The sequence below is a fragment of the Nocardioides sp. Root682 genome (assembly GCF_001427795.1).
In the GTDB taxonomy this organism is placed as follows: Bacteria; Actinomycetota; Actinomycetes; order Propionibacteriales; family Nocardioidaceae; genus Nocardioides.
The window spans coordinates 2,043,863-2,065,556 of sequence record NZ_LMHJ01000001.1; the positions used below are offsets into that span (position 1 = coordinate 2,043,863).

Below are 21,694 nucleotides of genomic sequence, written 5' to 3' on the forward strand. Positions count from 1 at the left end.
AAACTCCCGCTGGGACGAGGAAGTTTCATCGTCCAAGCATGAGTTTCACCGCTCGGCCGGTGAAACTCCCGCCGCCTACCAGGCCAGCTCGTGCACGAACTCGCTGAGCTGGTTGAGGTTGCGGCACTCGATCATCCGCACGATCTCGCCGTACGTCGGCGCGGCGGAGTCGCCCGTGCCCCAGTTGCGCTCGTGCTCGGGGTTCAGCCAGAACGCCCGCTTCACCTGGCCGGCGAGCTGCTTGAGGGTGTCCTCGTGGAGGTCGCTGTAGTTGGAGCGGGCGTCGCCGAGGATCAGCAACGTGGTCTTCGGACCGAGGGCGTCGGCATGCTGCTCGGCGAACTTGGTGAACACGCGGCCGTAGTTGGTGCGACCCCACAGGGCTGCGTGGCTGGCGCTCGCGGCGAGGTCGGCGAGGACGTCGACGGGGTCGGCCCCCGGACGGAAGTGGCCGGTGACCTCGTGCACGTGGTCGATGAACGTGAACGCGCGCATGCTCTGGAACACCTCGCGCAGGGCGAACACGAAGAGCAGGGTGAACTGCGCGAAGTTGGCGGTCGAACCGCTCACGTCGCAGAGCACGACCAGGTCCGTGCGGTGGGGACGCTTGGGCCGGTGGTGGGTGGTCATGGGTACGCCGCCGGTGGCCATCGAGGCACGGACGGTCCGCCGGAAGTCCAAGGGGGCCGAACGCGCGTGGCGTGAGTGCTGCTCCTTCGCGAGCCGGGTCGCGAGGCGCCGGGCGAGCGGGAAGATCTCCTTGCGCATCTCGTCGAGGTCGGTGCGCCGCGCGGCCATGAACGCGAGCTGGTCGATGCTGGGGCGCACCGCCACTTCAGCGACGTGATCGGGGCCCTTCTCCTCGGCGATCCGGCGACGCGCGTCGCCCTCGACCATCGCGGTGAAGGCCCCGATCCGCTGGTTGGCCACCCGCCGGGCGTCGTCCTCATCGGCTCCGTCGGCCATCAAGCCCTGGACCAGCCGGTCGATCAGCTCCTGCGGGGCCACTCGCTGCAGGGCGGTGTAGGCCGACCACGAGGACAGTCCGGGGCCACGGCCGGGCATCGAGCCGAAGGTGCCGACCATCTCGGCCGCCATCCGCTGCATCTCCGCCGGGTCCATCTCGCCCGCTTCGAGCATCTCGGCGAGCCGGTCGCGGAAGCTCAGCAGCGCCTCGGCGTTGTCGCGGACCGGGCCACCCTCACCCTGCTCGCCGTCGCCGTTGCCGTCCCCGTCGGTCGCCCCTGTCGCGGCCGCGCCGTTGCCCACCATGCCGGGGAAGTAGACGTCGAAGAGCGCGTCGAACGTCGTACGTTGCGACTGCTTCTTGACCATGGTGGCGGCGAACGCATCCCGCACGGTGTCGCGGCTCGTCCAGTGCAGTGCCGAGAGGGCAGCCACGGCATCGAGGTCCTCGGCCAGCGACACGGACAGCCCGGCACCGCGCAGCGCCTCGACGAACGCGAGGTGGCGGTCCAGGAGCCCGGAGCGGCCTGAGCGATCAGGGGTCATGTCGTCACGCCCGGTTGAGCTTGAGCTCCTTGACAGCCCGCTCGTGGTCGGACTGATGCTTGAGCACCGCACCGAGGGTGTCGCGGATCGCCTTCTCGTCGAGGTCGCGGATCTCGAGCGCGATCAGCGTGCGCGCCCAGTCGACCGACTCCGCGATCGAGGGCGCCTTCTTGAGCTCCAGCTCACGCATCCGGGCGACCGTCGCGACGAGCTGCTCGGCGATCCGGTCGTCCAGACCGGGGACCTGCTGCTGCAGGATCTCCCGCTCACGCGCGGCGTCGGGGTAATCGAGGTGAAGGTAGAGGCACCGGCGCTTGACCGCCTCGGACAGCTCCCGGCTCGCGTTCGAGGTGAGTACGACGAACGGCCGGCGCGTCGCGGCGACGGTCCCCAGCTCGGGGATGGTCACCTGGAAGTCGCTGAGCACCTCGAGGAGCAACCCCTCGACCTCGATGTCGGTCTTGTCGACCTCATCGATCAGCAGCACCGTCGGCTCGTCGCGACGGATCGCCGTGAGCAGCGGCCGGGTGAGCAGGAACTCCTCGGTGAAGATGTCGTCGTGGGTGGCGTTCCAGTCCCCGCCCGCGTTGTTCGAGGCGTTGGCGGCCTGGATGCGCAGCAGCTGCTTCTTGTAGTTCCACTCGTAGAGCGCCCGGGCCTCGTCGAGTCCCTCGTAGCACTGCAGCCTCACGAGTTCTGCACCCGTGGCGCGCGACACCGCCTTGGCGAGCTCGGTCTTGCCGACACCGGCCGGACCCTCGAGCAGCAGCGGCTTCTCGAGCGCGCCCGCGAGGTAGGTCGTCGTGGCTGTTGCAGCGTCGGCGAGGTAGCCGGCGGCACCGAGCCGAGTGGCCGCGTCGGCCGGTGATTCGAACCAGGTCATGCGCCCCATAGTGCCGGTCCGGTGGGTGGTCCGGACATCCACGTCCCGGTTGATGTCTGGTGGATCACCCGTTCCGGGTCGTGACTCCGACCCTTCCGACTCGTTGAGATCGACAACAGACCGTCGACCAAACAGAACGCGCAGGGGGGCCACCAATGACTGATGAAGTCATGCCCGCCCGCCGCTTCCGGGTCGTGGTCCAGGCGATCCGTTCGGCCAGTACGGCGGGCGCGCTGACCCTCCTCGTCGGCTTCGGCGCCATGAACGTGATCACCTCGCCCCAGCCGACCGAGCCTGCCGAGCAGCTGGGCATGCAGTCAGGTCCGCTCGACGACATGATGCAGCTCAACCGGTGCTCCTTCACCGGCTTCGACCGCGACGTGATCCCCAGCAAGGCGATCGTGCGCACCCCCGAGGGCGACACCGAACTGGTGTCCTTCGACCACGGCTGGGCGGTCTTCAGCGGCGAGGTCGCCGGCGAGCTCGTCGCGGTGTGTCTCGGTGCCGCCGCACCCACCACCGCCCCCGGCTGAGAAGTCACCGCTGGGCGATGGCGCCGCCCAGGAACGCCAGCACCGACGGAGCGATCCGTCGCCAGTAGCCGCTGTCGTGGTCACCGAGCTCGAAGCCACCAGCGGGCCGGCGGTCGAACCCTTCGACGTACTCCTTCGACGTCGCGTAGAACGGGTCGCCCTCACCGCAGTCGACCCGCACCGCGATGCCGTCGAGGTCCTGCTGGCGACCCATGACCGTCGTCGCGTCGAAGTCGGCCTCGTCGTCGTACGCGCCCGGCGCCGTGTCGTCGTACTCGCGCCACAGCGCGGGCGACAGGGCCGCCACCGCGGGGACCCGATCGGGACCGAGGAGCGAGGCGAAGCGGAGCGCGCCGAAACCGCCCATCGACCAGCCGAGCAGGCCGATCCGGCGCGTGTCGAAGCCGTGGTCCGCGAGCAGGGGCAGGAACTCGTCGATCACCATCGTGCTGGCGTGATCGCCGTCGGCCCGGTCGTGCCAGTACGAGTCCCCGCCGTCGACACTGGCGATCGCGAAGGGCGGGACGCCGTCCGCCACGGCCGCCGCGAGGAACCGGTCGAGGCCCAACCGGTCGGGTCGGAACGCCGAGGTGTGGTCCTGCCTGCGTCCGTGCAGTGCCACCACCACGGGCAGCGTGCCGGTGGCGCCGGGCGGGCGAGAGATCGCCCAGCCGACGTCCTTGCCACGCGCCCGGGACGCGAAGGTGCCCGACGCGAAGGCGCCCGCCTCGACATCGGGTACGACGCCCTCGGCTCCGTCACGCCCGAGGCGGTGGTAGAGCCAGGCTCGGCCGGGCAGCACCTCGGTCTCGATCCCGGCGAGTGCCGCGCCCCCTGCGACGGCGGCACCGGTCCCGCCGAGCAGGAGCCCCCGCCGACTGATCCGTGTACCTCTTGCGTCGCCCATGTCGAAGATGATGACGCCCGAGGCACCCGGCCGGTTGACCGGCACGGGCTCCGAAGGTCAGCGGAACCCGTCGTTGTCCTCGAGGTCGGCCCGTACGAACGCCACCGCCTCCAGCAGCGCCGGGCCAGCAGCCCTTCCCGAGAGCGCCACGGACACCGCCTGCGCGAACTGGCTGCTCAGGACGGCGTAGCCCGGAGTGACCGGTCGCGCCACGGCCACGCAGGTCGCGGTCGGCGCATCGATGCCGCAACTGCGGACCAGTTGCTCCGCGAAGAGCGCCAGCGGGCCGTCCTCGGCGTAGAGCGTCGAATCCTCCAGCGCAGTCGAGCTGCCCGGGACCGCGCCGTTCGCGTCCGCCATCCTGAGCACCTCCTCGTCCTGCAGGAGATGGGCCAGGAACGTTGCAGCCGCGTGCTGCCGAGCGTCGCCGCTGGCGGTCACGGTCCAGGCCCACGAACCCTGACCGGTCTTGCTGCCGTTGCCGAGATCGGGCAGCGGCAGCACGAGCAGGTCGTCGCCGAGCGCCGCTGCGTAGTCGCGGTAGGTCCAGTGCCCGACCCAGGAAAGGGGTGCCCGTCGGGAGACGAACGCGTCGTCCTTCTCGTTCGGGTCGACGTACGGCGCCCACCCCCGCAGCGTGTCCAGCGCACTCCGGGTGGCCGCGCCGTCCAGATGACCCGCCGGCGAGAGCGTGTCCTGGTCGATGAGGTCACCGCCCGCTGAGGCGACGAGCGGCGCGAACCCGTAGGTCAGCCACTCCCCCACGCCGTAGTTGAGCTTCACGTCCAGGACCTTCCCGTCAGCGTCCTTCTTCGCGAGCGCCGCCAGTGCAGCGCTGAACTCCTCGGCGGTCCAGGCGTCATCGACGGTCGTCGGCCACTCCACTCCGGCTGCCCGCAACGCCCGGCGGTCGGCGTACAGGCCGAGACCGGAGTCGAAGGTGCCGACGGCGTAGGTGCGGCCGTGGTGCGAGCCCTGCGCCTTGAGCGAGGACAACTGGTCGGTCAACACCTGGTCAGGGAGCAGACCGTCGAGAGGCACGAGCGCATCCTGGTGGACGTAGCCGGCCAGCAACGGGCCGTCGACCTCGGCGACGTCGGGCAGGTCGCCACTCGCCGCCGCGGTCTGGAGCGCGTCGTTGTAGTCACCCTCCGCGATCATCCGGAGCTCGACCTCGACGTCGTCGTGGCTGTCGTTGAACGTCGCCACCTGCTGCTCGAGCACGGCCCGTTCCGCATCCGTGCCGTCATGGGCCCACACCTCGACGGCGACACGTTCGGGCCCGGGGTCGGCTCCGCAGCCGGCGAGCGCCACCAGCAGGCAGGGCAGACCGGCCAGCAGGAAGGACCGCAGGGATGTCACGACCACAGGCTTCGGCCGGGATCCGGCTCATCTGAGGACCCGTTCGGCCGATCAGTCAGCAGGAGGACTGGCAGGGAAAGGGCGCCGCACATGCACAGGGTCACATCGCTGGTGACGTCGCTGCTGGTGGCTGTCGCGCTGCTCGGGCTCGCGGGCACGACGGCTGCTGCCCTGACCGCCATCTCGCGTGCCAACGATCGCGTGACCTCCACGCGCGAGCTGGTCTCCCAGTTCGCCCTGCTGCGCGAAGCACTGTCCGAGGAGGCGTTCGCCGAGGCGGGCTACCGCCGCTCTGGCAGCGACGAGGCGTGGCAACGCGTGGAGGCGGCGGTCGCGGCCATGCCGCTGCTGATCCAGGAGGTGCGCCAGCAGGTTCCCAGCAGCAACGGCCTCGCCCTGTCGCAGTTCGCCGTCCTCAACGCCCGCTACGTCCGCCAGCTCCGGGCCACCCGGGACTCCATGACCACGGATGCCGACGACCGCGTCGCCGGCCCGGCACTCGACGCCATGCGCACCCTGCTGGAGGCCATCATCAGCAGACATCGCGATGCCGTCACCGAGGCGACCGTTCAACAGGCCGACCTGACCCGGCGTCTCAGCCTGCTGCTGCCGATCGTGTTCGTCCTCGCGTTCGCGGTCCTGGTGTGGGTCTTCCGACTCGACCGTCGCGAACAACGCAGGCTCCGTCACGAATCGGCCGACCACCGGACGCGAGCGCTCACAGACCCCCTCACGGGCCTGCCGAACCGCGCCGCCCTGCTCGGAATCATGGCAGGCGAACTGGGCCGCCCGGACTCGCAGGCAGCGCTGCTGTTCCTCGACCTCGACCGGTTCAAGCCGATCAACGACACCTGGGGACACCACGCGGGCGACTCCGTCCTCCAGCAGGTCGCGGACCGGCTGCAGGACGCCGTACGGGACGACGACTTCGCTGCCCGCCTCGGAGGTGACGAGTTCGCGGTGTTCCTTCCCAGGGGCAGCGGGGCCGAGTCGGTCGAGGCGCGCATCCTCGCTGCGTTCGCGACGCCGTTCGACGTGGCCGGTGAACCGTTCGAACTGCACACCTCGATCGGCATGGCCCGCTCGAGGGGCGCGGAGCAAGGTCCCGACGATCTCCTCCGGCTGGCGGACGAAGCGCTGTACCGCGCCAAGCGAGCCCGTTGCCGCTGAGACCCTCAGGGGGGACGGGGCCGCGTGCGGTCACTCCTCGATCGGCGGCGGGTTCTCGCCGGACTCCGGCGCCGCTTCGGGAGCCGCCGGGGCCGGCGGAGCCGGCGGGGTCGGGGGCGCACCGATGGTCACGGCGTACGGATCGAGCTTGTCCTGGTCGTCCTGGTGCTCCTGGATCCAGGTGGCCCACAGCGCATTCAGCTCCACGCCCGCCTTCGCCGTGGCGTCGTCCCACGACGACGCCGCAGTGGTGTGGGTGAACGTGGAGAGGCGTCCCTCGAGCGTGGTCTTCCACTTGTCGGCGACCCCCTCGTGGAGGGCCTCGTGCGCCCGAAGCGCCGAGTGAGCGGCATCCCACTCCGCCTTGATCTTGGTCGGAGCCCAGGTGGGCATGTCGACCGACTTCGTCATGGCGACCGACGACGACTTCACCGTGACGGTCCAGGTCCCGGGGCTCTCCTTGCTCTCCGTCGCGTCGAAGGCCCGCTTCATGGAGAAGGCGGCCTTGGTGTGCGCGGCCTCCGGCGCGTAGGGGCTGTTGGCTGCCAGCCAGGCGAGGACGGTCGCGGAGTCGGCGTCCTTCTTCGCGCCGACGGCGTACCGCTGGACAGCCATGAGCCGAGCCACGGCGCCGTTGCCGGCCGCGCGTTGCAGGGCCAGCACGCCCTGCGGCGTCTGGCTGGGAGTCGTGTCGCGGGCGTACTGGTCAGGTCGTTCCTGTTCCGCACCGTGCTGGTGCCCGGCGACCGCCATGGAACCGACTGTCGCACCCAACCAAGGGGACTTCAATGAAGGCAGTGCTGCCCGTTCGGGCAGACCCCGGAACCAGAAGATCCGAACCCTCGAGGAGGGTTCGGATCTTTCGATCTCTTGCGAGATCACCTGGCGGTGGCGGTGGGATTTGAACCCACGGTGGGTTTGACCCCACACAACATTTCGAGTGTTGCACCTTCGGCCGCTCGGACACGCCACCGCGGGAGAGATTAGCGGAGCGAGGCGGGGGTCCTGAAATCCGGCACCCCTCGCAACGTCGTTGCAACGTTGCGACGGCAGGGTCAGGGGACGAGACGCTGGTCACACGAGGGATGGCGATGTCTACTGGATTCATGACGGACACCGAGCCCACACAGATGCGGGCCGAGGTCGCCGCATCCTGGGAGCGCTCGGCCGCAGCCGGCGTCGACATCACCCAGCTCGAAGCGCCGATCGCGCTGGAGACCCCGGACCTGCGCGGCCTCCGCCAGGCCCATCCCCTCGCTCGCGTGTTCCCGCTGCTCGACGACGTCCTCGGCAACGAGGTCCGCGACTGCGGCGCCGTGATGGCGCTCGCCGACCACGAAGGCACGCTGCTCTGGGTCTGCGGCACGCCGGAGAAGCTGCGCCAGGCCGAACGGATCGGGTTCGTCGAGGGCAGCAACTGGGACGAACGACTGGCCGGCACCAACGCGCCCGGTCTTGCGCTGGCCACCGGCCGCGACGCCTTCATCACCCGCGACGAGCACTTTCGCTCGTCGGTGCGCTCGTGGAGCTGCGCGGCCACACCGATCCACGATCCCGCCACCAGCCAGGTGCTGGGTGTCCTCGACGTGACCGGCGGCGACGCGATCGTCGTACCCCAGACGATGGCGATGGTCCGCGCTGCGGCACGCCTGGCCGAGGCCGAGCTCGCCCGGCTCCTGCCCCCGCCACCCGCTCCGGAGCGGGCGACCGGCCTGCGCCTGGTGCTCGAGCTGCTCGGCCACAACGAAGCCCTCATCACCATCGACAACGGCCAGGGCAAGGTCAGCCGCCTCCGGTTGTCCCGCCGACACAGCGAGATCCTGGCCCTCCTGGCGGCCTACCCCGCCGGTCTCAGCGGCGACGAGCTCGCCGTGATGCTCTACGAGGAGGACGGCGGTACGTCGACGCTGCGGGCCGAGCTCAACCGGCTCCGCGGCCTGCTGGGCGACGAGATCCTCGCCTCCCGGCCGTACCGGTTGACCGCTCCCGTGGCCGGCGACTGGCTCGCCGTGGAGGCCCAGCTCGCTGCGGGCGACCTCCGCTCCGCGATGCGTGGGTACGGCGGCCCGATCCTGCCGCGCTCGAGCGCTCCCGGCGTCGTACGACTGCGCGACGGGCTCGCGGCGTCGCTGCGCCAGGGCCTGCTCCGCTCACGGATGCCGGAGCTGATGTCGGCCTGGACCCGCTCGGGCTGGGGCCGCGACGACTACGACATGTGGCTCGCCCAGCGGGCCGTCGTACCGCCGACCTCGCCGATGTTCGCCCTCGTCGAGGGTCAGCTCGCGCGGCTCGACAGGGACCTCGCGTAGGTCTCGAGACGGTTGCTGCGCAACCTCCTCGACCAACGGGACGCGGCGCAACCAGCCTGCAACGTTGCTCTTCGTAACGTCGTGATCACCGTCACACAACGGCCCAACGACGACACCTGGAGGACGCCATGACCGTCTACGCAGCACCCGGACAGCCCGATTCGCTCGTTTCTGTCGAGCCCCGCTACGGCCACTTCATCGGTGGCGAGTGGGTCGACCCCATCAAGGGCGAGTACTTCGAGAACATCTCGCCGGTCAACGGCAAGGTGTTCACCGAGATCGCCCGCGGCACCGCCGAGGACATCGAGGCGGCGCTGGACGCCGCCCACGCCGCGGCACCGTCGTGGGGCAAGACGTCGCCCGCCCACCGGGCCAACATCCTGAACAAGATCGCCGACCGGATCGAGGAGAACCTCTCCGCGCTGGCCGTCGCGGAGACGTGGGACAACGGCAAGGCGGTCCGCGAGACCCTCAACGCCGACCTGCCGCTCGCCGTGGACCACTTCCGCTACTTCGCCGGGTGCATCCGGGCGCAGGAGGGCGGCATCTCCGAGATCGACGACAACACCTACGCCTACCACTTCCACGAGCCGCTGGGCGTGGTCGGCCAGATCATCCCGTGGAACTTCCCCATCCTGATGGCCGTGTGGAAGCTCGCGCCCGCCCTGGCCGCCGGCAACTGCGTGGTCCTCAAGCCCGCCGAGCAGACCCCGTGGTCGATCCTCAAGCTGCTCGAGGTCATCGGCGACCTGCTGCCGGCCGGCGTCCTCAACATCGTCAACGGCTTCGGCGTCGAGGCCGGCAAGCCGCTCGCCTCCAGCTCGCGGATCGCGAAGATCGCCTTCACCGGCGAGACCACGACCGGCCGGCTGATCATGCAGTACGCCAGCCAGAACATCATCCCCGTGACCCTCGAGCTCGGCGGCAAGAGCCCGAACATCTTCTTCGACTCGGTCAACACCGAGAAGGACGCCTTCTACAACAAGGCGCTCGAGGGCTTCACCATGTTCGCCCTCAACCAGGGCGAGGTCTGCACCTGCCCGTCGCGGGCCCTCGTGCAGCGCAGCATGTACGACACGTTCGTGCCGGACGCCATCGAGCGGGTCCGTGCGATCAAGCAGGGCAACCCGCTGGACGACACCACGATGATGGGCGCCCAGGCCTCCAACGACCAGCTCGAGAAGATCATGTCCTACATCGACATCGGCAAGCAGGAGGGCGCGAAGGTCCTCATCGGTGGCGAGCGCGCGATCCTCGAGGGCGACCTCGCCGGCGGCTACTACGTGCAGCCGACCGTGTTCGAGGGCGACAACTCGATGCGGATCTTCCAGGAGGAGATCTTCGGCCCGGTCGTCTCGCTCACCAGCTTCGACGACGAGGCCGACGCCCTCAAGATCGCCAACGACACGCTGTACGGCCTCGGTGCCGGCGTGTGGTCCCGGGACGGGTCGCAGGCCTTCCGCGCCGGCAAGGAGATCCAGGCCGGCCGGGTCTGGACGAACAACTACCACGCCTACCCGGCCCACGCGGCCTTCGGCGGCTACAAGCAGTCCGGCATCGGCCGCGAGAACCACAAGATGATGCTCGACCACTACCAGCAGACCAAGAACCTGCTCGTGTCCTACAGCCCGGACGCGCTCGGCTTCTTCTGATGGATCGTGTGGCTGTGACCGGTGAGGCGGCGGAGCTGATCCGCCGCCTCACCGAGGCCAACGGGCCGGTGATGTTCCACCAGTCCGGCGGCTGCTGCGACGGGTCGTCGCCGATGTGCTTCCCGGACGGCGACTTCCTGCTCAGCGATGCGGACGTCCACCTGGGTGATCTCCCCGTCGGCCTCGACAGGCCGGTGCCCGTGTGGATGTCGAAGGCGCAGTTCGAGTACTGGTCGCACACCCACCTCACCATCGACGTCGTTCCCGGCCGCGGGGCGGGCTTCTCCCTCGAGGCGCCGTACGGCGTCCGGTTCCTGATCCGCTCGAGGCTGTTCACCGACGAGGAGTCCGCGGAGGCGGTCTCGTGATGATCAGGGAGGTCGCGCTCCTGGTGCGCGACCTCACCCGCTGGTTGCTCAGCGCACCCGGATCGTCGTCCAGTCCCGGCTCGGCGCGATCCACGACGCTCCGGGGTACCTGACCACGATCAGGTGCCGCCCGGACCGCCTGGGTCGCAGTGCGACCCGGGCGACGCCGTCGACGAGTGCGGGTCGGGCCACGAGGCGTCCGTTGTCGTAGACGCTCACCCGACCCGCATTGTTGCTCCACGGTCCAGGAAGTGATGGCCATCTCAGTACTGTTAGCGCTAACATGACGTCAGACCGGAATCGGATTCGTCCGAGAAATCGGCCTCCACACGAATGGGGACTGAATGTGACCGCTCACGGCAGGCAGCGAGGCACGAGCGACCGGCGGCACCGGGAAGCGCCGTACGGCGTCCGGTTCCTGATCCGCTCGCGGTTGCTCACCGACGAGGAGTCCGCGGCGGTCGTGCCGGTGACGCACAGGTGATCGTGCGCGAGGTGGCCCTCCTGGTGCGCGACCTCACCTGGTGGGCCGTCGGCCGAAAGGCCTCCGCGGCGCGGGGCTGTAACACGCTGTCCGCGTGACTACCCGCCGCTTGTCGTATGCAACACGCTGTCCCAGCGGGGGTTTTGCGACGACAACGGTCAGGTAGTCGAGCGGACGACGTGTTACAGCTCGTCCGAGCGGGAGCGGGAGAACGAGTCAGCGCTGCCCGATCCGGTGGATCCAGAGCGCGTTGGTGGAGCCGGGAACGCCGGGCGGGCTGCCGGCGACGATCACGACCAGGTCGCCCTCACGGACGCGACCGCTGCGGAGCAGCTCGTGGTCGACCTGCCGGACCATGTCGTCGGTGTCGACCGGCGGCGCGGTCGTGTAGGCCTCGACACCCCAGCTGAGGGCGAGCTGCGCGCGCACCTGCGGGTCCGGGGTGAACGCCAGGACGGGGATCCGGCTGCGCAGTCGAGCAACCCGGCGGGCCGAGTCACCTGACTGCGTGAAGGCCACGACGTACGACGCCCCCACGCGCTCGGCCACTTCCTCGGCCGCCTTCGTGATCACGCCGCCGCGCGTGTGCGGATCGAAGTCGATCCGGTCGAAGCGCCCGAACTGCTGGCTGTCGAGCGCGTGCCGCTCGGTCGCCGCGATGATCCGCGCCATCGTCTCGACCGTCGTGATCGGGTGCGCGCCGACGCTGGTCTCGCCCGACAGCATCACGGCGTCGGCCCCGTCGAGCACGGCGTTGGCGACGTCGCTGGTCTCGGCGCGGGTGGGCGCCGGGCTGATGATCATCGACTCGAGCATCTGGGTGGCGACGATGACGGGCTTCGCGTTGCGCCGGGCGGCGACGATCACCTGCTTCTGCAGGAACGGCACCTCCTCGAGCGGGCACTCCACCCCGAGGTCACCACGGGCGACCATCACGCCGTCGAACGCGGCGACGATGGCGTCGAGGTTGGTGATCGCCTGCGGCTTCTCGATCTTGGCGATGACCGGGACGCTGATGCCCTCCTCGCGCATGATCGCGCGCACGTCCTCCGCGTCGGCCGCGTCGCGCACGAAGCTCAGCGCGACCACGTCGACGCCCAGGTGCAGCGCGAAGCGCAGGTCCTCGGCGTCCTTCAGCGACAGGGCCGGGACCGAGACCGCGACGCCGGGCAGGTTGATCCCCTTGTGGTCGCTGACCTTGCCGCCCACCAGGACCTCGGTCACCACCTCGGTGTCGGTGACCTCGACGACGCGCAGGCGGACCTTGCCGTCGTCGATCAGGACGGGGTCACCGGTGCGGACGTCACCCGGCAGACCGACGTACGACGTCGCGCAGGTCTCGCTGTCCCCGAGCACGTCGCGCGTGGTGATCGTCCAGCGCTGGCCGCGGCGCAGGAGGACCGGTCCGTCACCGAACCGGCGCAGCCGGATCTTGGGGCCCTGCAGGTCGGCCAGCACGGCGACCGCGTGGCCGCTGGCCAGGGCAGCGTCGCGGACGTGCTGGTAGACCTCGGCGTGGTCCGCCTGGGTCCCGTGGCTCATGTTGAGCCGGGCCACGTCCATGCCTGCGTCGACCAGGGCGCGCACCTGCTCCGCGGACGCCGTCGCCGGCCCGAGGGTGCACACGACCTTCGCCCGGCGACCTCGCGGCAGTGCCGGCAGGGCTGGCTGGGCCGGCTGCCCTGAGGGTCGGTCCTGGACGCTGTCGGGTCGCTCGAGCAGGTCGGTCATCGGTGTGGCTCCTGGGTGGTCGGTGCCGGGCAGTCCGGCACGCGGACGATCCTACTTGGATCGATCCAACGCCGCGTTCACAGCCCTGCCGCGAGGCGGTGGTAGGCGGCGCTCCAGCGCAGCTCGCGCTGGAAGCTCCGCGGCGTGGTGTCGGCGTCGATGACCGCGACCTCGACGCCGGTCATCTCGGCGAAGTCCGCGATTACCTCGACGCCGACGGCCTTCGACAGCACCGTGTGGTGCGGCGCTCCGGCCATCAGCCACGACTCGGCCGAGGTCGCCAGCGACGGCCGCGGCTCCCACACGGCGCAGGCCACGGGCAGCTGCGGCAGCGCCTCGTCCGGCTCGACGACGTCGATCTCGTTCACGGTGAGCCGGAACCGGTCACCGAGGTCCGAGAGGCCGGCGACGATCGCCGGACCGGGGTCGGCTGTGAACCGCAGCCGCACCGGGTCCTCGCGCCCGCCGATCGACAGCGGGTGCACCTCGAGCGAGGCGCGGGTCTCGGTGAGGGTCGGGCACACCTCGAGCATGTGCGCGCCGAGGATCTTCTCCTCGCCCGGCACCAGGTGGTACGTGTAGTCCTCCATGAAGGACGTCCCGCCGGGCAGGCCCGCGGCCATCACCTTCGTGGCGCGCAGCAGCACCGAGGTCTTCCAGTCCCCCTCGCCACCGAAGCCGTAGCCGTCGGCCATCAGCCGCTGGACGGCCAGGCCCGGCAGCTGGCGGAGCCCACCGAGGTCCTCGAAGTTCGTGGTGAACGCGTGGAACCCGCCGTCCTCGAGGAAGGCGCGCAGTCCGGCTTCGACGCGGGCGCCGTACCGCAGCGACTCGTGGCGGTCCCCGCCCGGCAGCAGCTCGGGCGCGATGGCGTACAGGTCGGCGTACTCGATGACGAGCTTGTCGATCTCGGCGTCGGACACGGCGTCCACGACGGCCACCAGGTCGTTCACGCCGTGCGTGTTGACCGAGACGCCGAAGCGCAGCTGGGCCTCGACCTTGTCGCCCTCGGTGACGGCGACGTCGCGCATGTTGTCGCCGAAGCGCGCGAGCCGCAGCTGGCGCAGCTCGGCCCGACCGCGGGCAGCCCTGGCCCAGTCCTCGATCCGCCGACGCACCGCCGGGTTCTCGACGTGGCCGGCGACGGTCTTGCGCGGCACGCCGAGGCGGGTCTGGATGTAGCCGAACTCGCGGTCGCCGTGGGCGGCCTGGTTGAGGTTCATGAAGTCCATGTCGATGCTGGACCACGGCAGCGCGACGCCGGCCTGCGTGTGCAGGTGCAGCAGCGGCTTCTGGAGCGCATCGAGGCCCGCGATCCACATCTTGGCCGGGGAGAACGTGTGCATCCAGGTGATCAGGCCGACACAGGCCGGGTCGCTGTTGGCCTCCAGCACCTGGCGGTGGATCGAGACCGCGTCGAGCAGCACCGGCTTCCACACGACCCGGACCGGGAGGTCCGCGAGCTCGGCGAGGCGCTCGGCGATCGCCCGGGACTGGGCCGCGACCTGGTCGAGGGTCTCCGGTCCGTAGAGCGACTGGCTCCCGGTCAGGAACCACACTTCCTGCATGTCGGCGGAGGTGGGTCGGGTGGCGTCGGTGGGCACGTGGTTCTCCTGGTCGAGTTGCTGGCGAGCGCTGGTCAGCGCTGGCCGTAGACGTTCTGGTAGCGGTGGTTGAGCGCGTCGATGGCGCTCTGCTCGATCGGGACCGCCTCACCGACCTGTCGCAGGAGATGCACCTGGCGCGCCGTCTCCTCGCACATCACCGCAGCGGCGACAGCCTTCCGGGCCGTGGCACCGATCGTGAACGGGCCGTGGTTCGCCATGATCACCGCGGGTGAGCGGCTCCCGCGCAGGGTCTCCACGATCCCGCGACCGATCGAGTCGTCGCCGATGATCGCGAACGGACCGATCGGGATCTCGCCACCGAACTCGTCGGCGCACATCGTCGTCACGCACGGGACCGGCTCCCTGCGCGCGGCCCACGCGACGGCGTACGGCGAGTGCGTGTGCACCACGCCACCCACCTCGGGCATGTGCCGGTAGACGTAAGCGGCCGCAGCCGTGTCCGAGGACGGTGCATGCTCGCCCTCGACCACGCGGCCCTCGAGGTCGCAGACGACCATGTTCTCGGGCGTGAGGTCGTCGTACGAGACTCCGCTCGGCTTGATCACCATCAGGTCGTGGCCGGGCACCCGGGCCGACACGTTGCCCGCTGTCCACACCACCAGCCCGTACCTGGGCAGCTCGGCGTGCAGCGCGGCCACCTCGCGGCGGACCCGCAGGATCGTCTGGTCGACGTCGGTCACCACGCTCATGTCCTTGCCTCCCGTCGGATCGCCTTGAGCCGGCGCATGGCGCCGACACCGCGACCGAAGTGGTCGTGCAGCTCGCGGTACTCCGCGAACAGCCGGTCGTAGGCCTGCGCACGGTCGTCGTCCGGCACGTAGACCGCCTTGCGGACCTTGCCCATCGCCTTCGCGGCCGTCGGTACGTCGGCGTAGGCGCCGGCGGCCACCGCGGCATGGATGGCCGAGCCGAGGGCCGGCCCCTGCTCCGAGTCGATGATCGACAGCGGCAGGCGGGTGACGTCGGAGTAGATCTGCATCAACAGCGCGTTCTTCTGCAGGCCGCCGGCGACGATGAACTCCTCCACCGGCACGCCGCTCTCGCGGAAGGTCTCGACGATGACCCGTGTGCCGAAGGCGGTCGCCTCGAGCAGCGCGCGGTAGACGTCCTCGGGCCGGGTCGCCAGGGTGAGGCCGACGACGAGGCCCGAGAGCTCGTGGTCGACCAGGACCGAGCGGTTGCCGCTGTGCCAGTCCAGGGCCACCAGCCCGTGCTCGCCGATCTGCTGCCCCGCGGCGAGCCGCGTCAGGTGCTCGTGGACCGACTCGCCCGCGGCTTCCGCCGCCAGGGAGTACGACGCCGGGACGGCGTTGTCGACGAACCAGCCGAAGATGTCGCCGACCCCGCTCTGGCCCGCTTCGTAGCCCCAGCGGCCGGCGACGATGCCGCCCTCGACGACGCCGCACATGCCGGGGACCTCGCGGAGCACGTCGGCGCTCATCACGTGGCAGGTGGAGGTGCCCATGATCGCGACCATCTGACCGGGGTCGACCGCCTGCGCCGCGGGCGCGGTCACGTGCGCGTCGACGTTGCCGACGGCGACCGCGATCCCTTCGGGAAGTCCTGTCCAGGCCGCAGCCTCGGCGGTGAGGTGTCCGGCGACAGACCCGAGCTCACCGATCGGGTGCGCCACCTTGTCGTCGACGAAGCCTCCGAACCCGGGCGACAGGGCCTCGAGGAAGTCGGTGCCCGGGTAGGCGCCGTCCTGGAGGATCCCCTTGTAACCGGCGGAGCAGGCGTTGCGGACGTAGCGGCCGCACAGCTGCCACACGATCCAGTCGGCAGCCTCGACCCAGCGCTCCATCCGGTCGTAGACCTCGCGGTCCTCCTCGAAGACCTGGAGGCCCTTGGCGAACTCCCACTCCGAGGAGATCAGGCCGCCGTAGCGCGGCAACCAGGCCTCGCCGCGCTCCGCCGCGAGCCGGTTGATCCGGTCGGCGTGCGCCTGCGCAGCGTGGTGCTTCCACAGCTTCACGTAGGCGTGCGGCCGGTCGCGGAAGTCGTCGAGCTCGGACAGCGGCGTGCCGTCGGCAAGGGTCGGGACCATCGTGCACGCGGTGAAGTCGGTGGCGATGCCGATCACCGCCGTCGGGTCGATCCCGGCAGCCGCAACCGCCGCAGGTACGGCGATCCGCAGCACCTCGCGGTAGTCCTCGGGCACCTGCAACGCCCACTCGGGCGGCAGCTCCTCGTCCGATCCCGGCAGCCGCCGGTCGACGACCGCGTGCGGGTAGGCGTGCACCGCGGAGCCCACCTCCGCACCGTCGGACACCCGGACCACGACCGCGCGACCCGACAGAGTCCCGTAGTCGACGCCGATGGCGTACTGCTCCTCCAGCTGGCCCGAGCTCATGCGAGCACTGCTCCTTCTCGTCGTGCGGATGCGTTTCGTGGTGCGGCCGAGCTGGCCCGGACGACCAGCTCCGGACCGATCAGGCGTTCCGGTGCGGGCTCGTCACTGAGCGCCGAGCGCAGGATCCGGATCGCCCGGCGGCCCACCTCGTCGAAGTCCTGGCGGACGGTCGTGAGTGGCGGGATGAGGTACGCCGCTTCTGGGATGTCGTCGAAGCCGACGACGCTGATGTCGTGGGGCACCGAGCGGCCGGCCTCGGAGAGCGAGCGGAGCAGGCCGAGCGCCATCTGGTCGTTGGCGCAGAAGACGGCCGTGACGTCGTCGCGTGCCGCGATCCGCTGGCCCGCCTCGTAGCCACTGCGGGCCGACCAGTCGCCCTCCACCTGCAACTGCGGGGGCAGCCCGGCGTCGTACATCGCCGTGCGGTAGCCGGAAAGTCGGCCGCGGGCCTCGGTCCAGGACGACGGTCCGGCGAGGTGCAGGACCTTCTCGTGACCGAGTTCGATCAGGTGCCGGGTGCCGAGGACGGCACCGGCGACCTGGTCGACACCGACGGTGAGGTGCGCCTTGGACTCGTCACCCTCGACCACCACGACCGGGACGCCACGTCCGGCGTGCGCGCTCACGGCGTCGATCGCGTCGTCGTTGGCGGCGATCAGCACGATGCCCTCGACGTGCTGGTCGCGCAGGTGGTTCATGGCATCGGTGAACTCCGCGCGGCTCAGCACCTGCACGTTCACGGAGCTGACGAAGTAGCCGGCCTCGCGGCCGGCCGCCTGGATGGCGCGGTGCACGGTGCTCGGGCCCCAGAACCCGCTGCGCGAGCCGATGACGCCGATGGTGCCGGAGCGCCGGGTGACCAGGCTCCGGGCCGCGGTGTTGGGGCGGTAGCCGAGCTGCTCGATCGCCCGCAGCACGCGGTCCCGCGTCTCCGGACGGAGGTTCGTCTGCCCGTTCACGACCCGCGACACGGTCTGGTGGGAGACCCCCGCCAGCCGGGCGACATCGGCCATCACGGGGATACGGCGGGCCGCTCCCTGGGGTGACGTCATGTCTGCCGCCGGGTCATCAGCCGCTGGACGACGACGAACACCAGGAGCAGGACACCGATGGCGATCCGGGTCCACCAGGAGCTGAGTCCGCCGTCGAACGAGATGAAGGTCTGGATCGTGCCGAGCACCAGCACGCCGATCAGCGAGCCGACGACGTACCCGCGACCACCGGTGAGCAGGGTGCCGCCGATGACGACGGCCGCGATCGCGTCGAGCTCCATGCCGACGGCGTGCAGGCTGTAGCCCGACAGTGTGTAGAGCGCGAAGAGCAGCCCGCCGAGACCGGCGCAGAAGCCGCTGATCGCGTAGACGCCCACCTTGACCCAGGCGACGCGCAGGCCCATCAGCAGCGCCGAGGCCTCGTTGCCACCCACGGCGTAGACCGTGCGCCCGAAGCGGGTCCGGGCCAGGACGTACGCCGCCACCACGACGGTGGCGATCGCGATGACCACGGCCCACGTCGTGTAGTAGCCACCCGGCAGCTCGATCGTCTTGAATGCCAGCTCGCTGAAGGTGGCGTCGGTGATCGGGATCGACTCGACGCTGATCAGGTAGGTCAGGCCGCGTGCCAGGAACAGGCCGGCGAGCGTCGCCACGAACGGCTGGATCTCGAAGTAGTGGATCAGCAGGCCCATCAGCGTTCCGAGCAGCGTCGCGACCGCGAGCACTGCCACGATCGAGAGGTACGGCGACCAGCCCATCTGCAGCGTCTTCGCGGCGATCATCGTGGACAGCGCGACCACGGACCCGACCGACAGGTCGATGCCACCGGCCAGGATCACGAACGTCATCCCGACCGCGAGCACGATGAGGAACGAGTTGTCGAGCAGCAGGCTCAGGAAGACCTGCGGGTCGGCGAAGCCGTCGTAGCGCACGCCGCCGGCTCCGAACATTCCGACGAACAGGGCGAAGGTGACGATCACCGGCAGGAAGCGGGCAGGCGGCGAGAAGCCGCGCACGCGGTCCCAGAGCGAAGTGGTGACGGGAGCGGTGAGGGTGCTCATGCGTGCGATCCCTTCGGTGCCGTCAGGGCGGCGGGTGCCGGGCGTCGTACCCGGAGGACGGAACGGGCGCGGGGCGACTGGATCAGGCAGACCGCGACGACCACGACCGCCTTGAAGAGGTAGTTGGCCTCCGACGGGATCCCGATGTTGGGGATCGTGCGGGCCAGCGTGGTGATGAACAGCGCGCCGACGACCGTGCCCAGCAACGAGAAGCGCCCACCGGTGAGGGCGGTGCCGCCGATCACGACGGCGAGGATCGCGTCGAGCTCGATCCAGAGGCCCAGGCTGTTGGCGTTCACGGAGTTCGTGTTCGCGGCGATGATCAGGCCGGCCAGTCCCGCGCACACGGCACCGAAGACGTAGACCGTCCAGATGATCGTGCGGGAGCGGACTCCTGCGAGCCGGCTCGCCTCGGGGTTGATCCCGACCGCCTCGATCAGCATGCCGAGGGCGGTACGACGCGTCAGCACCGCGGTCACGGCGACCATCGCGAGGGCGACCAGGAACGCCAGCGGCAGGCCGAGCACGTAGCCGGAGGCCAGGTCGCTGAAGGCGTCGTTGTGCACCGTCGTGATCTGGCCGTCGGTCACCAGCATCGCCAGGCCGCGGCCGGCGACCATCAGCACCAGCGTCGCGATGATCGGCTGGATGCCGATGACCGAGACCAGGAAGCCGTTCCAGAGCCCGAGCAGGACGCACATCGCGAGGGCGATCGTGCAGGCCATGATCGCGGTGGTGGCCGCGCCCTCGTCACCGGCGCCGACGATCCGGGTGCACGCGACGGCACCCGCGATGGCCGCGATGGCGCCCACCGAGAGGTCGATGCCGCGGGTGGCAATGACCAGGGTCATCCCCAGGGCGACCAGCAGCACGGGCGCGCTGTTGCGGGCGATGTCGACGACGTTGCCGTAGAGGTGGCCGTCCTGGATCCGCACGTCGAGGAACGACGGCGTCGCCGAGACGTTGACGACGAGCAGCGCGACCAGTGCCAGGACCGGCCAGAGCAACGGGTTCGCCAGCACCCGGCTGGCAACACCCGGCCTCGACGGAGGTACGGCGTCCGGTCGGCCCGCTGCGGGTGGGCTGGGCGGCGTGGGCGGGTTGCGTGGATGCAGCGTGTCAGTCATGGGGAGACTCCTCTGCGCGGCTCTCGCCCGCGATGATCTCGAGGACGTCGCTGATGCTGACGCCCTCGTTGCGGCGCTCGGCGATCTTGCGGCGGTCACGCATCACGACGACGCGGTCGCTGAGCCGGAGGACCTCCTCGAGCTCGGCGGAGATGAACACCACCGACATGCCGCGCTCGGCGAGCTCGGCGACCTTCGCCTGGATCTGCGCCTTGGCGCCGATGTCGATGCCGCGGGTGGGCTCGTCGAGGATGAGTACGTCGGGCTCGGTGATCAGCCAGCGCGCCAGCAACACCTTCTGCTGGTTGCCTCCCGACAGGTTGCGCATCAGCGCCTGCGGGTCGGCGGGCCGGATGTCCAACGCCTCGATGTACTCCGCGACGAGACGGTTGCGGGTTGCCTGCGGGATCGGACGGAGCCAGCCGCGGGAGGCCTGCAGGGCGAGCAGCATGTTGTCGGCGACGCTCAGGTCGCCGATCACGCCCTCGGCCTTGCGGTCCTCGCTGGAGAACGCGACCTTGCGGTCGATGGCGTGGCGCGGGCTGCGCAGCCGGCGACGGTGGGACCGGATCTCCAGGGAGCCGTGGTCCGCGGTGTCCGCGCCGAAGAGCAGGCGGGCCAGCTCGGTGCGGCCGGACCCGAGCAGGCCGGCGACGCCGACCACCTCGCCGTCGTACAGGCTGAGGTCGGTGGCCTCGAGGGATCCCTTGCGGCTGAGACCGATCGCCTGCAGGACGGGTACGGCGTCCTCGTGGGTGCGGGCGCGCTGCCGGTCGAGCCGGTCGAGCACCTCGAGCTCGCGGCCGATCATCAGCTTCACCAGCTCGAGCTGGGTGGTCGCGGCGACCATCCGCTCCTCGACCAGGCGGCCGTTGCGCAGGATCGTCATCCGGTCGGCGATCTCGTAGATCTGGTCGAGGAAGTGGGAGACGAACACGACGGCGACACCGGTGTCGCGGAGGCGTCGCATGACCTCGAACAGCTTGACGACCTCGTCGGTGTCGAGGCTGGAGGTCGGCTCGTCGAGGATGAGCACCCGTGCCTCGACGTCCACGGCACGGGCGATCGCGACGAGCTGCTGGACGGCGATCGGGTGGTCACCGAGGGTGGAGCGCGGGTCGATGTCGAGGCCCAGACGCTCGAGGGTCGACCGGGCCCGGCGGTTCATCGCCCGGACGTCGATCCCACCGAAGCGACGGGGCTCGCGCCCCAGCAGCATGTTCTCGGCGACGGTGAGGTTCGGGACCAGGTTCACTTCCTGGTAGACCGTGCTGATCCCGGCGGCCTGTGCCGCAGCGGGAGTGCTGAAGCGGTGGTCCTCGCCGCCGACGAGGATCGTGCCGGAGTCGATCGAGTAGACACCCGTGAGCGCCTTGATCAGGGTGGACTTGCCGGCGCCGTTCTCGCCCATGAGGGCGTGGACCTCGCCGGGCAGCAGCCGCAACGAGACGTTGTCGAGGGCGCGCACGCTGCCGAACGTGATCGAGATGTCGCGCATCTCGACCACGGGCTCACCCGCTGATCGCGGTGCGGTCACCGGGGGCTCCTCGTACATCGTCTTCATCGTTCATCTCCGCAGGGTCGGGGCCCGGCGGGTCGCACCACAAGGGGGAGGTGGT

General features: G+C 70.3%; 19 protein-coding genes and 1 tRNA gene. 5 read left to right on the top strand and 15 right to left on the bottom strand.

Annotation, left to right across the window (positions count from 1 at the left end):
• Nucleotides 1-75 precede the first annotated feature (75 nt).
• Both ASD84_RS09715 and ASD84_RS09720 read right to left on the bottom strand, forming a co-directional pair.
• Entirely contained in the window at nt 76-1,512 is a 1,437-nt protein-coding gene (locus ASD84_RS09715) for a VWA domain-containing protein (RefSeq protein ID WP_056709521.1), read from the bottom strand.
• Nucleotides 1,513-1,516: 4 nt separating this feature from the next.
• Complete coding sequence (locus ASD84_RS09720; RefSeq protein ID WP_056709522.1) at nt 1,517-2,404, bottom strand: AAA family ATPase; 888 nt, start codon at nt 2,402-2,404, stop codon at nt 1,517-1,519.
• Between the two features lie 146 nt (nt 2,405-2,550).
• Between ASD84_RS09720 and ASD84_RS09725 the strand changes: the two genes are divergently transcribed.
• Complete coding sequence (locus tag ASD84_RS09725; protein WP_156391729.1) at nt 2,551-2,928, top strand: hypothetical protein; 378 nt, start codon at nt 2,551-2,553, stop codon at nt 2,926-2,928.
• A gap of 4 nt (nt 2,929-2,932) precedes the next feature.
• Here the strand turns inward: ASD84_RS09725 and ASD84_RS09730 are convergent, their stop codons facing one another.
• Together ASD84_RS09730 and ASD84_RS09735 are read right to left on the bottom strand one after the other, a co-directional pair.
• Nucleotides 2,933-3,880 (bottom strand): alpha/beta hydrolase, encoded by a 948-nt coding sequence (locus tag ASD84_RS09730; protein WP_235532839.1) that lies wholly within the window; start codon nt 3,878-3,880, stop codon nt 2,933-2,935.
• A gap of 12 nt (nt 3,881-3,892) precedes the next feature.
• Entirely contained in the window at nt 3,893-5,197 is a 1,305-nt protein-coding gene (locus ASD84_RS09735) for an ABC transporter substrate-binding protein (protein ID WP_162251515.1), read from the bottom strand.
• Nucleotides 5,198-5,287: 90 nt separating this feature from the next.
• Between ASD84_RS09735 and ASD84_RS09740 the strand changes: the two genes are divergently transcribed.
• On the top strand, nt 5,288-6,367 hold the full coding sequence (locus ASD84_RS09740; protein ID WP_056709526.1) for a GGDEF domain-containing protein: 1,080 nt from the start codon (nt 5,288-5,290) through the stop codon (nt 6,365-6,367).
• A gap of 30 nt (nt 6,368-6,397) precedes the next feature.
• On the opposite strand, the gene ASD84_RS09745 is transcribed toward ASD84_RS09740, so the two are convergent.
• Nucleotides 6,398-7,120, bottom strand: coding sequence for a DUF922 domain-containing protein (locus tag ASD84_RS09745; RefSeq protein WP_056709533.1), 723 nt, complete (start codon nt 7,118-7,120; stop codon nt 6,398-6,400).
• Between the two features lie 130 nt (nt 7,121-7,250).
• Nucleotides 7,251-7,340 (bottom strand) — tRNA-Ser (locus ASD84_RS09750).
• Nucleotides 7,341-7,473: 133 nt separating this feature from the next.
• On the opposite strand from ASD84_RS09750, the gene ASD84_RS09755 reads away from it, so the two are divergent.
• The 3 genes from ASD84_RS09755 to ASD84_RS09765 all read left to right on the top strand — a co-directional run bounded on the left by ASD84_RS09755 (nt 7,474) and on the right by ASD84_RS09765 (nt 10,696).
• Nucleotides 7,474-8,676 carry a helix-turn-helix domain-containing protein gene (locus ASD84_RS09755; protein WP_056709536.1) on the top strand — a complete coding sequence of 401 codons (1,203 nt, stop codon included), beginning with the start codon at nt 7,474-7,476 and terminating at the stop codon, nt 8,674-8,676.
• 128 nt (nt 8,677-8,804) lie between these two features.
• Nucleotides 8,805-10,328: an aldehyde dehydrogenase family protein gene (locus tag ASD84_RS09760; RefSeq protein WP_056709538.1), complete on the top strand. Its 1,524-nt coding sequence runs from the start codon at nt 8,805-8,807 to the stop codon at nt 10,326-10,328.
• A complete protein-coding gene (locus ASD84_RS09765; RefSeq protein ID WP_056709539.1) occupies nt 10,328-10,696 on the top strand; it encodes a DUF779 domain-containing protein in 369 nt (122 codons plus the stop codon). Before ASD84_RS09760 ends, ASD84_RS09765 begins: the two co-directional genes overlap by 1 nt.
• A 48-nt stretch (nt 10,697-10,744) precedes the next feature.
• On the opposite strand, the gene ASD84_RS25060 is transcribed toward ASD84_RS09765, so the two are convergent.
• From ASD84_RS25060 to ASD84_RS09805, 9 genes are all read right to left on the bottom strand, one after another.
• The gene (locus ASD84_RS25060; protein WP_156391733.1) at nt 10,745-10,915 is read right to left on the bottom strand and encodes an Ig-like domain repeat protein; all 171 of its coding nucleotides are present in this window, start codon (nt 10,913-10,915) and stop codon (nt 10,745-10,747) included.
• A 481-nt stretch (nt 10,916-11,396) separates the two neighbouring features.
• On the bottom strand, nt 11,397-12,911 hold the full coding sequence (pyk, locus tag ASD84_RS09770; protein WP_082573255.1) for a pyruvate kinase: 1,515 nt from the start codon (nt 12,909-12,911) through the stop codon (nt 11,397-11,399).
• A 77-nt stretch (nt 12,912-12,988) separates the two neighbouring features.
• Nucleotides 12,989-14,479 carry an L-arabinose isomerase gene (gene araA, locus ASD84_RS09775; RefSeq protein ID WP_056710877.1) on the bottom strand — a complete coding sequence of 497 codons (1,491 nt, stop codon included), beginning with the start codon at nt 14,477-14,479 and terminating at the stop codon, nt 12,989-12,991.
• 71 nt (nt 14,480-14,550) lie between these two features.
• A complete protein-coding gene (locus tag ASD84_RS09780) occupies nt 14,551-15,228 on the bottom strand; it encodes an L-ribulose-5-phosphate 4-epimerase (protein WP_056709541.1) in 678 nt (225 codons plus the stop codon).
• Nucleotides 15,225-16,877: a ribulokinase gene (gene araB / locus ASD84_RS09785; RefSeq protein WP_200954534.1), complete on the bottom strand. Its 1,653-nt coding sequence runs from the start codon at nt 16,875-16,877 to the stop codon at nt 15,225-15,227. The genes ASD84_RS09780 and araB overlap by 4 nt, the downstream gene beginning before the upstream one ends.
• A gap of 11 nt (nt 16,878-16,888) precedes the next feature.
• Complete coding sequence (locus ASD84_RS09790) at nt 16,889-17,944, bottom strand: LacI family DNA-binding transcriptional regulator (RefSeq protein ID WP_056709545.1); 1,056 nt, start codon at nt 17,942-17,944, stop codon at nt 16,889-16,891.
• Entirely contained in the window at nt 17,941-18,948 is a 1,008-nt protein-coding gene (yjfF, locus tag ASD84_RS09795) for a galactofuranose ABC transporter, permease protein YjfF (protein WP_082573257.1), read from the bottom strand. The genes ASD84_RS09790 and yjfF overlap by 4 nt, the downstream gene beginning before the upstream one ends.
• The gene (locus ASD84_RS09800) at nt 18,945-20,075 is read right to left on the bottom strand and encodes an ABC transporter permease (protein ID WP_082573258.1); all 1,131 of its coding nucleotides are present in this window, start codon (nt 20,073-20,075) and stop codon (nt 18,945-18,947) included. Before ASD84_RS09800 ends, yjfF begins: the two co-directional genes overlap by 4 nt.
• Complete coding sequence (locus ASD84_RS09805) at nt 20,068-21,639, bottom strand: sugar ABC transporter ATP-binding protein (protein ID WP_235531051.1); 1,572 nt, start codon at nt 21,637-21,639, stop codon at nt 20,068-20,070. Before ASD84_RS09805 ends, ASD84_RS09800 begins: the two co-directional genes overlap by 8 nt.
• Nucleotides 21,640-21,694 lie beyond the last annotated feature (55 nt).